Annotated in this window: 13 protein-coding genes; 5 read left to right on the top strand and 8 right to left on the bottom strand. The window is 38.9% G+C overall.

Annotation, left to right across the window (positions count from 1 at the left end; translation table 11 throughout):
• Window positions 1-189: 189 nt before the first annotated feature.
• From GQR45_RS14375 to GQR45_RS14365, 3 genes are all read left to right on the top strand, one after another.
• Window positions 190-816, top strand: a complete 627-nt coding sequence (locus GQR45_RS14375) for a hypothetical protein (protein ID WP_165726301.1) — start codon at window positions 190-192, stop codon at window positions 814-816.
• A gap of 92 nt (window positions 817-908) precedes the next feature.
• Window positions 909-1,307: a hypothetical protein gene (locus GQR45_RS14370; protein ID WP_165726300.1), complete on the top strand. Its 399-nt coding sequence runs from the start codon at window positions 909-911 to the stop codon at window positions 1,305-1,307.
• 93 nt (window positions 1,308-1,400) lie between these two features.
• Window positions 1,401-1,955: a hypothetical protein gene (locus GQR45_RS14365; RefSeq protein WP_165726299.1), complete on the top strand. Its 555-nt coding sequence runs from the start codon at window positions 1,401-1,403 to the stop codon at window positions 1,953-1,955.
• A gap of 219 nt (window positions 1,956-2,174) precedes the next feature.
• On the opposite strand, the gene GQR45_RS14360 is transcribed toward GQR45_RS14365, so the two are convergent.
• On the bottom strand, window positions 2,175-2,918 hold the full coding sequence (locus tag GQR45_RS14360; RefSeq protein ID WP_165726298.1) for a class I SAM-dependent methyltransferase: 744 nt from the start codon (window positions 2,916-2,918) through the stop codon (window positions 2,175-2,177).
• A gap of 271 nt (window positions 2,919-3,189) precedes the next feature.
• Entirely contained in the window at window positions 3,190-3,855 is a 666-nt protein-coding gene (gene queE, locus GQR45_RS14355) for a 7-carboxy-7-deazaguanine synthase QueE (protein WP_002960417.1), read from the bottom strand.
• Window positions 3,856-4,000: 145 nt separating this feature from the next.
• Between queE and queC the strand changes: the two genes are divergently transcribed.
• A complete protein-coding gene (queC, locus tag GQR45_RS14350) occupies window positions 4,001-4,657 on the top strand; it encodes a 7-cyano-7-deazaguanine synthase QueC (RefSeq protein ID WP_007583902.1) in 657 nt (218 codons plus the stop codon).
• A gap of 88 nt (window positions 4,658-4,745) precedes the next feature.
• Here the strand turns inward: queC and GQR45_RS14345 are convergent, their stop codons facing one another.
• Window positions 4,746-5,195 (bottom strand): isoprenylcysteine carboxylmethyltransferase family protein, encoded by a 450-nt coding sequence (locus tag GQR45_RS14345; protein ID WP_007583901.1) that lies wholly within the window; start codon window positions 5,193-5,195, stop codon window positions 4,746-4,748.
• A gap of 208 nt (window positions 5,196-5,403) precedes the next feature.
• Here GQR45_RS14345 and GQR45_RS14340 point away from each other — a divergent pair, with 208 nt between their 5' ends.
• Window positions 5,404-5,646, top strand: coding sequence for a hypothetical protein (locus GQR45_RS14340; RefSeq protein WP_007583900.1), 243 nt, complete (start codon window positions 5,404-5,406; stop codon window positions 5,644-5,646).
• A gap of 4 nt (window positions 5,647-5,650) precedes the next feature.
• On the opposite strand, the gene GQR45_RS14335 is transcribed toward GQR45_RS14340, so the two are convergent.
• From GQR45_RS14335 to GQR45_RS14315, 5 genes are all read right to left on the bottom strand, one after another.
• Complete coding sequence (locus GQR45_RS14335; protein WP_165726297.1) at window positions 5,651-6,673, bottom strand: hypothetical protein; 1,023 nt, start codon at window positions 6,671-6,673, stop codon at window positions 5,651-5,653.
• 101 nt (window positions 6,674-6,774) lie between these two features.
• Complete coding sequence (locus tag GQR45_RS14330; RefSeq protein ID WP_165726296.1) at window positions 6,775-7,455, bottom strand: tRNA (adenine(22)-N(1))-methyltransferase TrmK; 681 nt, start codon at window positions 7,453-7,455, stop codon at window positions 6,775-6,777.
• Window positions 7,456-8,394 (bottom strand): class I SAM-dependent methyltransferase, encoded by a 939-nt coding sequence (locus GQR45_RS14325; protein ID WP_165726295.1) that lies wholly within the window; start codon window positions 8,392-8,394, stop codon window positions 7,456-7,458. It lies immediately after the preceding gene.
• A 2-nt stretch (window positions 8,395-8,396) separates the two neighbouring features.
• Window positions 8,397-10,391 (bottom strand): excinuclease ABC subunit UvrB, encoded by a 1,995-nt coding sequence (uvrB, locus tag GQR45_RS14320; protein WP_007583893.1) that lies wholly within the window; start codon window positions 10,389-10,391, stop codon window positions 8,397-8,399.
• Window positions 10,388-11,767: an MATE family efflux transporter gene (locus GQR45_RS14315; protein ID WP_024591018.1), complete on the bottom strand. Its 1,380-nt coding sequence runs from the start codon at window positions 11,765-11,767 to the stop codon at window positions 10,388-10,390. Before GQR45_RS14315 ends, uvrB begins: the two co-directional genes overlap by 4 nt.
• Window positions 11,768-12,386: the final 619 nt, after the last annotated feature.

Here is a 12,386-nt window from a genome sequence, read left to right as displayed (position 1 = left end):
AAAAAGATACAGAAAGGCATTACTCTAGAGCAACGCTTTTTTATGTTATTTACTCAAAATTTGATTAAATAAAAGCATGATCGAGGGATAAATAAGCAAACAATAATTTTGATGTATGAGGTCAAGATTTGACCGCTTTGATTTCATATTCAATATAACAACATAATATTTATATAAGGAAGATAGATTATGGTGATTTTTATTTTAGTTCTACTCGGGGCTTTTCTATTGTTGTATTTCATAGCTTTAAAGCAAAAAAGAGATATTAATAAGCAGATAAGAAAACCTGATACAAAGATAGTTTCTCGTAGTGGACTAAGAGAATCTAAATATACAGGGGAATTGTTTAGTAGTAGCACTACTACTGAGGAACATTTAGGTAAAGCCGCAGAACTGAAAAAAAATGCAAAAGTTGCTATAAAAAACAAGTTATTTGATGAAGCATGGAAGTTGCTTCAAAAACAAAAAATGTCATATATGAAACATGCAAATAATGCAGGTTTCACTGCTAAACAAGTACTTGCGCTAGATGCCACAGTGCATGTAGATTTAGCTAATATACTGCGTATGGAAAATAAACATACAGAAGCATTGATTCACATCGTATATTGGGTTGCAAACAACTACGATAATATGACTAAAACACAAGAACAAAAGCTTACTGCGTATTTTAACAGAAGCAATTTAAAGCTAACTTCTATTGAAGAAGCCAAAATTGCTATTTCCTTTTTAGCTGAAAATCCAGAATACGTTAATGCTCAAGAGCTTGTTTCAATTTGGGTAGCTAAAGAAGATAATATTTCTAAAAAACCATAGGGGTCGAACCATAGGGGTCAAATCTTGACTTCATACATCATAATTAATTAGCTGTTTATATTCGCCTAAACTCAAATAAGTTACTGTGTCGGATGGCGCTTCTCTTATCCGACCTACGCTTTCAAATATATAATGCGAAGTTATTGGGTGTGGGTAAAGAGGCTTTGAAACAAGGAGCTAAAAGTGGTTTTTATATTTCAGTATTTTTTTCTGTGACTCTAAATAGCATTAGTTGGCTTTTTGAAGAGGATTATCGTTGGACAAACTGGTTGGCTACAACGAGTACCGATATCGTTAAAGCTGTTTTAGGAGCCATAGGAGGCATTCTCTTTGGCTTATTAATTGCTGTAGTAGCAATAAGTGCTGGTATTATTGTGGGAGTTGGTATTAGTATCTTATTAAATCAAGCAGATATAAAACTTAAAATTACCGAATCATTAATAAAATATTTAGAACAAAGAGAAAAAGAATTTATGAGAAGAGCTTCATAGAGTCTATTTAGTTACTACTGAATCAATAGTGAAATCCGTTAAGATTAAAGTAAAAAAAGAGTTGAATGGTTTTATAAATGAGTTAGTTAACCCATGGTAAAAAGTTTAAAACAACGATTTAGTAATATCGACGCTACTTTTTTAATTGCGTTAGTTATCGCAATAGCCCTTACTATTTTAGCTACATGGTTTATGGCGTCTTATGTACTCAATGAAATAATACAAGGGCTACTATATCCATACAGTGGTTACCCTGTAATTGTCTCATCGAGTGTTGATATTCTTATTTTTCCTGCTTGGGCTGTAATGTGTTTAGCTGTGTTGATAGGTATTTCTGATATTTTATTTGACTTAACAGAGAAACCTTTTTTTAACAGTTTAAAAAAGAAATTAGGGTTAGCTGTTGGTGTAATGCTAGTAGTTTCAATAGTAACGCTTATTGCGAATTATGTTACTTGGCAAATTGCAGCTAGCGCTAATGGTTATACCCAATGCACAAGTGGGAGTATACTTTTAGTTGGAAGCAAAACGTCTTCAGTGTGGAGTAAAGAAGAGTATTTATGCTACGACTACAATGTAGATAGACTTTTACCTACAGGAACTCATGAGCAAGTGCTTGAGGTAGCTGAGTACCTAAATAGAGATTAAATTAAAGCGTTGCAAACCTTCCTAAGCTTTAATCAAAAGCTGCTTATGTGTCGCGGTATTCAACTTTGTTTGTGTCGGATGGCGCTTCGCTTATCCGACCTACGGCTTTCAAATATATAATGCGGGGTAATTAGGTATGGGTATTGGAGGTTCGTTGGAGCTCGTTGGGTTTCGCTACGCTCTACCCAAGCTTTTATCTCTTCTTGATGACTGTTTAACTTAAATTTTTACGCAGACGAAAATGGCGTTGCCTGAGCGCTCTGCCCATGGGGTTATTTTGTCGTAGTCATGTTCAAATATGTGGATTTCGAAGTACGGCTTTAAGGCTTCTTTCAGCTCGGTATAACTAAAAGCAACCATTGGGTGCTCGTCGTGCCATACGAGTGTTTTATCTGCGGTGGTTTTTTCTATGCTGAGTTTTAATAACTGTTTGCTGCCAGTGCCACTGTAGTGCCAGCCAGAGCGAAATGTGAAGAAGCTATTTTCGCTTGTTGCTGTGTGCTCTACAAATGAATCGCTGTCGATTTTGTTTTTATCAACCGTGTTAAAGCAAAATATTCCACCCACGTTTAATGCGCTGTGTACGCTGGCAAGGCATTCTTTTAGCTTATTAATGCCGTCGCAGTAGTGGATTGAATACAAAAAGCAGGTAATTAAATCCAATTGCTCGGTTACTTTAAACTCACTCATATTTTGCAATGAAAATTGCGCTTCTGGACAACGAACTTTTGCTTTATCGAGCATTGGCTGGTTTAAATCAAGCCCACTACTTTTATAGCCGTAATCAATAAAGTGGCGTACATGCGGGCCGGTGCCACATGCTAAATCGAGATGGGTATTTGCGCCATTACCAAAAATTTGGTGCAGCCTGTGAATAGAATTGCTTTGGGCTTGATAATCTATATCTGCGCACATTAAGTCGTAGTAATCAGAAAGGTCGGTGTAGAGTGCATTTGCGGACATATAAGCCTAGTCGTAAGTAGTAGAATATTTTTAAGTCGCGCATAGTAAACTAATTAGCACAATTAACGAAGAAGATATGAGCTTTAGGGTAGATGTAATCTTAGGTTATAAAGTTCAGGCTATAAAGTACAGGGTTGTCGGATGGCACTTCGCTTATACGGCCTGTGTATTTAAATATTATAGAGCGTTGTTATAAAACGGTGTGGAATTGGAGGTTCGTTGGGTTTCGCTACGCTCTACCCAACCTACGTACTATAACTTTAAGCTGGCTTTAACTAATTCCTAAATACTTATGTACTTGTATTGATAGGCGCCAGTTTTTGGCAATACAGGTGTCGATTGCTAATTTGGTTGCTGATACTTTTTGGCTAATTGGCTGCAAGTAAACAAGCTTTGGATTAACGCCTGTTTTAGCAAATAACTCTTCAAGCTCTTCTACGTGCTTTTGCATAGCAACGGGGTGTTTTATCTCGTTTGCACGCTTCATGGTGCTGGTAAGTACTTCATAACCGCCGCGCATATTAATTTTTGGCGATACCGTTACCCATGTTTGCTCTGGGGCGAGTATTTCAAACGTGCCGCTGGTTTCTATTTGTGTACTAAAACCATGTTCGTGCAATAAGTTACATACTGGATTTAAGTCGAACATACATGGCTCGCCGCCGGTAATTACTACGTGTTTTGCGGTATAACCACGTGATTGAAACAACGCTAAAATTTGCTCTGCACTGGCGTTAGCCCAATGATCTGAGTCGGCCTTTTTTTCTACGGTTTCGTCCAGCGATACTTTATATACATTATCAACATCCCACGTTTGCTTGGTGTCGCACCAAGAGCAGCCTACTGGGCAGCCTTGCAAACGTAAAAATATTGAGGGTGTGCCAGTAAAGCTAGCTTCACCTTGAATGGTTTCAAACACTTCATTAATTTTGTACAAAAGAGATCTCACTTACTACCTAGCAGCCAAATTGCTACTATTAAAAAACCAAAAAGCGCTGTGCAAAAATTGTTATTTAAGCTGCGGCCGTGTAGTATATCGCGCCCTGATATAAACCTCTATTAAAACTAAGAGCAAAACAGATATGACGCAAAAAGTAGTTGTTATTTATTCCGGCGGTATGGACTCATTTACCGTATTAAATAAAGCCCTGCAACAAGGCCATGATGTATATGCCCTATCATTTGACTATGGTCAGCGTCATGTAAAAGAGCTTAAAGTGGCGGCAAGTGTGTGTGAAAAATTAAACGTTCCACACAAAATTGTTGATATTTCGGCGATTAACCAACTTATTGGTGGCTCATCACTTACTGATGACATTGATGTGCCTGAAGGCCATTACGAAGAAGAAAGCATGAAAAGTACGATTGTACCTAATCGTAATATGATTTTGCTCTCGCTTGCTGTTGGTTACGCGGTATCACTTAAAGCTGGCCAAGTTTATTACGGCGCTCACTCTGGGGATCATGCTATTTACCCTGACTGCCGTCCTGAATTTGTGCAAAAAATGGATGATGTGTGTCGTATTGCTAACTACGACGCTGTAGAAATTTTTAGCCCATACTTAAACAATACTAAAATTGGTATTTTAACCGACGGTATTGAAATGGGATTAGATTACAGCCAAACGTGGACTTGTTATAACGGCCGTGAAAAGGCCTGTGGTAAATGTGGCGCGTGCCAAGAACGCCTTGAAGCATTTGCACTAAATAACATTACAGACCCGTTAGAATACGAATAAGCGCTAATTAATTAGTAATACAATTGCTGTAAACAAAAAAAGGCTATCATCGATAGCCTTTTTTGTTTGTTTAATTTTAACGTAGAGATTACAACCAGCGTTTTACGCGCGCTTTATAGGCGGTAAACTCTTCGCCAAATAATTTAGTGAGCGCACGCTCCTCGGGTATTATTTGAAAAAACGTTAAATACGCAATAAACCCGATAATACATAAAAGTGCCCACAAGGAACTTAACCAAATACCCCACCCTGCTAAAATAAATGCAAAACCTACGTACATTGGGTTACGCGAAATCCGATAAATACCGCTAGTAATAAGTTTTGACGCTTGCTCAGGTTTATTAGGGTTTACAGTGGTGTTTGCTATTTTAAAACTCACCACCCCTGCAATACAAAAAACACACCCTATAATGACCAAACTTGCTGCTAAGTAGGTAATAAATGCGGTGAAATCAATAACACTGTAATGCGCAATAAGCGCCATTATGCCTGCAAAAAACAGCACAACAATAACGGGAGGTATTTTATTATTTAACATGGCAACTCACTGTATTGGCTAAAGTATGTTTATTATATGGTGGCTATGCAGCCATTAAACAATATCTGAAGTGTATAAATGATGAACACGCTCAAACCTGAGCTTAAGTAAAGTATACAAATTAAGTTACAATTGTCAGCTTTATCAAAAGCGCTTAAAGGTTATACTTTAACCATAAACGAATAATAAAATGATAAGGAATGAGGTTATGTCTGGAACTACGATGATTGTACTTATTGTGCTAATTTCGGTTGGCTCAGGAGTGGTTTACGATATGTATAAAAAGCATCTTGAGTTTAAGCATAAAATGCAAAACAACAACAGCGATGCCCATAAACAATTAGCTGAAACAAATGCACAAGTGCTTGCATTAAAAGAGCGTGTACAAACACTTGAGGCTATTGTTACCGATTCAAGCTTTAGCGTTAAAGATGAAATTAATAAACTTTAAATTGTTATAAGTAATTTGGATATAAATGTGCATTTTCTGGCTGCTCAATACCGTGAGCAGCTAAAAACCCACCAATAGCTTGCCCGCAGCCCTGTGGTGCTCGCCCGCTGTCTATCTCAAAATTTAACTGATTAGCATGTTGCTTACCCATAGAGCAAAGCCCTACGGTACTTGGCGAGCGCATAGCGATACTTAAGTTACCTATTTGTTCAACCACAACGTGTTTACTAAAGCGGGCAAAACCTTTGTACTTAAATTGCTCGTTTACGTAATCATTGCTTGTGGCTACTAATGCTGTAATTAAGGCGTGTAAAAAGCTATTAGCGGATGGATCTGCTGTTAAAAACGCGATTGTTTTTTTATTAAACTCGCTAAGTTGGCAATCTTCACACAACAGCTCAACAGTATATAAATGTTGCTCGGCTATTTGCTGCTGGCTCTTAAGCTCAATACTTTTTCCTGCAAATACAATACGTTTAAGCACTTCATCAACACGGCTTTCAGCACTTTCACTTTTAACAAGCTCAGGGTTTTGAGCCATTACCGGTAAGTCGTGATGGTTATTAAATGGCGTACTTGTTGCGCCGCTTTGCATTAACTGAAAAAGCTCTCTTACTTCATGTTCACGCGCTACTTTTAACGCTAAAAATGTAGTTTGAATAAGTTCTGAAGTAGGTAAGTTTTCCTCTACTATCCAGCGTCTGCCAAATAATAGCTTTTTGGCTTTGCCTTCATTTGCAGATGCACTTTTTTGATAGTTATCTGGGCTCAGCACTGCTACTTGCAGGTAAATTTCTTCACCTTTTTGTGCAGCAAGCACCCTAAAGTGAGCCGAAAATTCTATACTATCAAGCACTTCGTTTACGCTTTCAAGCGTGTGCTTGTAACGTAAAAAATGTTGTGGCACTACCCAGCTACTATTAGCCAATTGCACAAGGGGTGCATAAGAAATAGGTTGCTCGTAACTGTGTTGCCATTTTTGCTCATTGCTAAGCAAATGATTAATGTGACTCTTGTTATCTGACATAAATAAACCAAATAAACTCGCGTTGTGCGATATAAACTATGAACACATTACGTCGTCAATGTCGTAATTAGATCACATGTACGCCCTACTTTCGGGCTTTTTTAACTATCGGTGAGTTCTTGATAGTCTGTTATAACTTTTTGATAGTATGGCTTATCTTTATTGAGCATTTTATTATAATGATTTATGAGTTGCCGCTGGTACATAGCGTGCTCTGCACTAGCAAAGTCCCACATTTTATTGCCGGTATGACTAATCTCATTATTGCTACTAAAGCTCACTTCAATCACTTCATAAAAACGTTTGTTGTCGTAAACTATTTGTTCACTTACAAGCCCTAAACCTAATTGCTTTAAACCGACTCGCAACTTATAAGTGTGATGCACTGGGCATAAAATAAACAGAACATTATTTAAATGCTCCACTGCATTATTAGCAATAATTTGTTGTATTAAACTTAACAACAGCTCACCGCCAACACCTGCTATTACAACTACTTGGCTTTTACTTTGAGCAATTTCAATTTTGCCTACATCCTGACATAAGACCTGCCACTGCGGATTTTTATTACAGGTTTTTTGTAATTTATTAATAGATGATAATTGCGCTTCTAGGTCGTTCATTAAAGTGGCGACTATATCTACAAAAATAACCTGGTTCGCAGCTGCGCGTTTTAATAGCGCCATGCCTAAATAACCATGGTCGCAGCAGCAATCCCAAATAATATCGTAATGCTGCGAAATTAATGTATCAATGGCAGTTAGGCGTTTGCTGAGCTTCATTTAATCAGCAGATTGTGACGTTTTGTAGATAAGTGCTTTTAAGCTTCTGTCGCTGTCTACTTCAATAAAACGCTCGGTAGGGGCTAGGCGCTCAACAAATTCAATTGCGCCTTGGGTGTGCTCGTTTATTAACGCCTTAAACGCCTCTTCGCTAAGCTCTGGGCTATTAGCGCACAATAACAATTGTGTGGTATCGCAAAGTAGCTCTGGCAACCTGCGCAGCACTTTTTGATAGTCTTTAGTTAAAATAAAACTGCCTTTTTGAAAGCTTGGCGGATCAACTATTATTAAGTCAAACGGGGCTGCTTTTTTTAGCTTTCCAAACGACTTTAAAATATCGTGAGGTAAAAAACTTACGCCACGCTCAAAACCATTTAATTGATGGTTTTGCTTGCCGACTTTAAGTACACCTTTGCTCATATCCATATTCATTACATGATCTGCTCCGCCTTGCATAGCTGCAAGCGAAAACCCACACGTGTACGAAAATAAATTAAGCACTTTGCCATGCTTACTATTAGCCATTACAAATTCACGGCCGCTGCGCATATCGGGAAATATTCCGGTATTTTGACGGCTCTGTAAATCAACCAAAAAACGAATGCCGTTTTCGGTTACAACATGCGGGTTAGGTAATTGCCCATAAACCACGGTGTTTTGGCTTTGTACGCCAGCGCGTTGCTGATACACAAGTGAGCTAATAAGCTCTGGCTGGTTTTTTTGTGCCCACTGCCACACAACGTCGGTAAGCTCGGTTAGTGTTTGCTCGTCAATTTCGTCGTACGAAACCAAAAACAAACTGGGCGGATAAAAGTCTAAATTAATATGACTTAACGCCTCAACACTATGGCCACGGCCATGAAAAACACGGCACAGTTCATTTTTTAAAATTGGCGCATCTTCAAGCGCGGTAATAAGAGGGGTAAAGTTTGCTGTCATTTTTAATTAATCAACTGTTGTTGTAGTTCATGTATTTCATCGCGAACAGAGCCCGCTTTTTCAAATTCTAGATCGCTTGCGTATGCATGCATTTTGGTTTCAAGCTGCTTAATTTGCACTGTAATTTCTTTCGCACTAAGTACCTTTTTAGAGTCTTTACGAACAAGTCTAAGGTTATCTTTAGGGCCGGCTTCTTCGCCTACATCCATCGCATCAAGAATCTTTTTGGCTAGTGAATGCGGTTCAATACCGTGTTCAATATTATAAGCATGCTGAATTTCGCGTCTGCGCGCTGTTTCGTCCATGGCCTTAGCCATCGATTTTGTAATTTTATCGCCGTATAAAATAGCGCGGCCATCTAAGTGACGTGCAGCACGACCAATGGTTTGAATAATTGAACGCGCTGAGCGTAAAAAGCCTTCTTTATCGGCATCAAGTATGGCTACTAACGCCACTTCTGGCATATCCAGGCCTTCTCGAAGTAAGTTAATGCCCACTAACACATCAAACACACCCGCACGTAAATCACGAATAATTTCAACCCGTTCAACCGTGTCTATGTCTGAATGTAAGTAACGCACTTTTACGTCGTGCTCACTTAAGTAATCGGTTAAATCCTCAGACATACGTTTGGTCAAAGTGGTTACAAGTACGCGTTCGCCCTTCTCTACACTTTTATAAATTTCTGAAAGTAAGTCATCAACCTGATCGCCTACTGGGCGCACTTCAATAAGTGGATCAAGCAGCCCTGTTGGACGAATTACTTGCTCTGCTATTGCGCCCACACAACGGTCTAACTCAAAGTCGCCTGGCGTTGCCGATACATAAATTGTTTGTGGTGAAATAGCTTCAAATTCTTCAAAGCGCAGCGGCCTATTATCCATTGCTGAGGGCATTCTGAAGCCATATTCAACTAAGTTTTCTTTTCGGCTTCTGTCGCCTTTATACATTGCGCCAATTTGCGATACGGTTACGTGCGATTCATCAATAATCATCAATGCGTCGTCTGGGAGGTAATCAAGTAATGTGGGTGGCGGATCGCCCGGCGTACGGCCCGATAAATAGCGGCTGTAGTTTTCTATACCAGAGCAATAACCTAGCTCCCGCATCATTTCTATATCGTATTGCGTACGCTGTGTTACGCGTTGCTCTTCTACTAATTTATTTGCACTGAGTAACTGGGCTCTTCGATCTTTTAGTTCTTCTTGTATTTTATCGATAGCACCGAGTATTTTTTCACGCGGGGTAACATAGTGTGTTTTTGGATAGATAGTGGTACGTATTATATGTTTTTCGACGGCGCCAGTAAGCGGGTCAAAAATACTTAAGCGCTCTATTTCGTCATCAAACATTTCTACGCGAATTGCGAAGGTGCTAGATTCTGCAGGAAATATGTCGACCACTTCACCACGAACACGATATGTACCACGGCTAAAATCTATATCGTTGCGGGTGTATTGTATTTCAGCTAGGCGACGTAGCATATCGCGTTGGTCTACTTTTTCGCCCACTTTTAAAAGTAGCATCATTTTCATGTATGATTTAGGGTCACCCAAACCATAAATAGCCGATACCGACGCCACAATAATGGTGTCGCGGCGCTCGAGCAGTGCTTTGGTCGCACTTAAACGCATTTGTTCTATATGCTCGTTTATCGAGGCATCTTTTTCAATAAATGTGTCGCTAGATACAACATAGGCTTCTGGCTGGTAGTAATCGTAATACGATACAAAATACTCAACCGCATTTTTAGGGAAAAATTCTTTCATTTCTCCGTATAGCTGCGCGGCAAGCGTTTTATTGTGCGCCATTATTATCGTTGGACGGTTTAAATCGTTAATAATATTAGCCATGGTAAAGGTTTTACCTGTACCGGTGGCACCTAATAAAGTTTGGTGTGCAAGGCCTGCTTCTAATCCTTCACATAGCTGCTTAATCGCTGTGGGCTGATCGCCTGCTGGTTTAAAATGTGATTTTAACTGAAAATGATCGCTCAATTATTGCACTCCTGTAACGATTCGCCGCTCAGCGCTTCTAGTTTTTTCATAAACCATTTGTATGCCACTATTGCTGTAAATAAGTTACCTAGAGCAGCGCCAATAAATAGCCCTAATAATCCGGCTATTTCGTTGCCTACATAAGCAAATGGTACATAAAATATGAATAACCGAATGACACTTAATACCAATGCGTACATTGGTTTGTGTAAAGCATTAAACGATGAATTTGATAATATGATCACCCCTTGTAAGCCATAACTTAGCGGGATGGTATAAATAAAGAGTTTAATTACATCTATTACAGCTTGTTCTTTACCAAATAATTGGCTTATAACACCTGAAAATGCAATGAGTAATACGTAAATGGCAAATTGCCATACCATCACAAATTTTAGTGTGCCGGTATACGCTTCTTTAACGCGGCATAATTTGCCAGCGCCAAAGTTTTGGCTAACAAATGGCGGTAATGTCATCGATAGTGCAAGCACTAATATACTTGCAATAGATTCTATTCTACTTCCCACTCCAAATGCAGCTACGGCCTCTGGCCCGTGATGCGCAACCATAGCGGTCATTACCGCCATTGCAACGGGTGTAAGCATGTTTGCGCCGGCAGCAGGCAAACCAATTTTTAATATTTTACGAATAGCGCCCGTCACTGTTTGCTTGCCTGCTTTTAGGCTCAACAAGCGCTTTTTAACTGCTAATATATATAAAATAATAACCACAGCAACCGACCATGCAATAACGCTTGCTATGGCAGCGCCTTGAATACCTAACGCTGGTACTGGCCCAAAACCAAATATCAATATAGGGTCAAGTACGGCGTTTATCAGCCCTGCTCCACCCATTACTATACTTGGCGTTTTTGTATCGCCACTGGCGCGCAGTACCGAGTTACCAATCATTGGGGTTATTAAAAATACACTACCAATAAACCATATATTCATGTATTCGTGTATTAACGGCAATACTTGTGCGCCCGCTCCTAGCAAAGTAAATATGGGGTCAATCAGTAAATACCCAACAGATGACAACACAATAACCAGAACCACACCAACCATTAAAGAAATACTGGCGTCAAAACGCGCTTCATCTATTTTATTACTACCGAGCGCTTTTGCTATTACTGCCGATGTACCGATCCCCAGCCCTATTGCTAAGCTAATAACGGTAAAGGTAACCGGAAATGTAAAGCTCACCGCTGCAAGCGGCTCAGTGCCTAGTAAGCTTATAAAAAATGTATCGACAATATTGAACATCATTAGCGTGATCATGCCGAATATCATCGGGATGGTCATCGTCTTTAATGTGGGCAAGATGGGATCGTTTAGTAAATCTGGGCGAGTCTGGGATTTTGAAATTGCGCGCATGAAATAAATAGGCCTCTTTTACTGAACGAATCATTTTAAAGCATCAAGGCAGTTCAAGCCACGGATTTATCACTACAATTGAAGTAATTAAAGAAGTAAAGATTCGAAAAAATAGTAAAGCTTAGTTTTTGCATCTTTTTGTTAAAATAGAGCCTAAACACACCAAAAACCAATTAAAACACATTTTTATAACTTTTATTACAAACACCCAGTGATATATGATGCTTTTTTACACAAAGGTGCTGCTTGATTTATCGTTACGAAAAAATTCCCTCATCGAGTTGCATACATTCAGCATCAAATCATAACCCATTGTTTTATATTGAATTAAAAATAGTGATTTAAAAGCTTGAAATCGTTGTAGCACCCTAAACCATTGGTGCCGATGATGTTCTTAAAGTTTCATAAACAGAGTTATCCACAGAAACCGTGGATAACTCATTCAAACCCGCATTTATAAAGGCTTTGAGAGAGCCTCCATTTTCGGTGATATTCAACCAATTGACCATTTGTTAATTGTGGCATTTTTATAAACTCACGCTAAAAACTGTAGCTCACCAATTTTTCTTCTTAACATAGTTGTACGTTAGGTATAAAAAAACGTTTAATACAAAGTTAA

Source organism: Pseudoalteromonas sp. SA25, from assembly GCF_011378705.1.
Lineage (GTDB): Bacteria > Pseudomonadota > Gammaproteobacteria > Enterobacterales > Alteromonadaceae > Pseudoalteromonas > Pseudoalteromonas arctica.
Note: the sequence above shows the minus strand (reverse complement) of the source record. Positions and strands in the feature narration are given on the sequence as shown.

Coding starts and splice junctions, on each gene's coding strand:
- GQR45_RS14325 (WP_165726295.1), bottom strand. CDS start 8,394: ATGACAGCAAACTTTACCCCTCTTATTACCGCGCTTGAAGATGCGCCA.
- queC (WP_007583902.1), top strand. CDS start 4,001: ATGACGCAAAAAGTAGTTGTTATTTATTCCGGCGGTATGGACTCATTT.
- GQR45_RS14315 (WP_024591018.1), bottom strand. CDS start 11,767: ATGCGCGCAATTTCAAAATCCCAGACTCGCCCAGATTTACTAAACGAT.
- GQR45_RS14345 (WP_007583901.1), bottom strand. CDS start 5,195: ATGTTAAATAATAAAATACCTCCCGTTATTGTTGTGCTGTTTTTTGCA.
- GQR45_RS14375 (WP_165726301.1), top strand. CDS start 190: ATGGTGATTTTTATTTTAGTTCTACTCGGGGCTTTTCTATTGTTGTAT.
- GQR45_RS14370 (WP_165726300.1), top strand. CDS start 909: ATGGCGCTTCTCTTATCCGACCTACGCTTTCAAATATATAATGCGAAG.
- GQR45_RS14360 (WP_165726298.1), bottom strand. CDS start 2,918: ATGTCCGCAAATGCACTCTACACCGACCTTTCTGATTACTACGACTTA.
- GQR45_RS14340 (WP_007583900.1), top strand. CDS start 5,404: ATGTCTGGAACTACGATGATTGTACTTATTGTGCTAATTTCGGTTGGC.
- GQR45_RS14365 (WP_165726299.1), top strand. CDS start 1,401: ATGGTAAAAAGTTTAAAACAACGATTTAGTAATATCGACGCTACTTTT.
- GQR45_RS14330 (WP_165726296.1), bottom strand. CDS start 7,455: ATGAAGCTCAGCAAACGCCTAACTGCCATTGATACATTAATTTCGCAG.
- GQR45_RS14335 (WP_165726297.1), bottom strand. CDS start 6,673: ATGTCAGATAACAAGAGTCACATTAATCATTTGCTTAGCAATGAGCAA.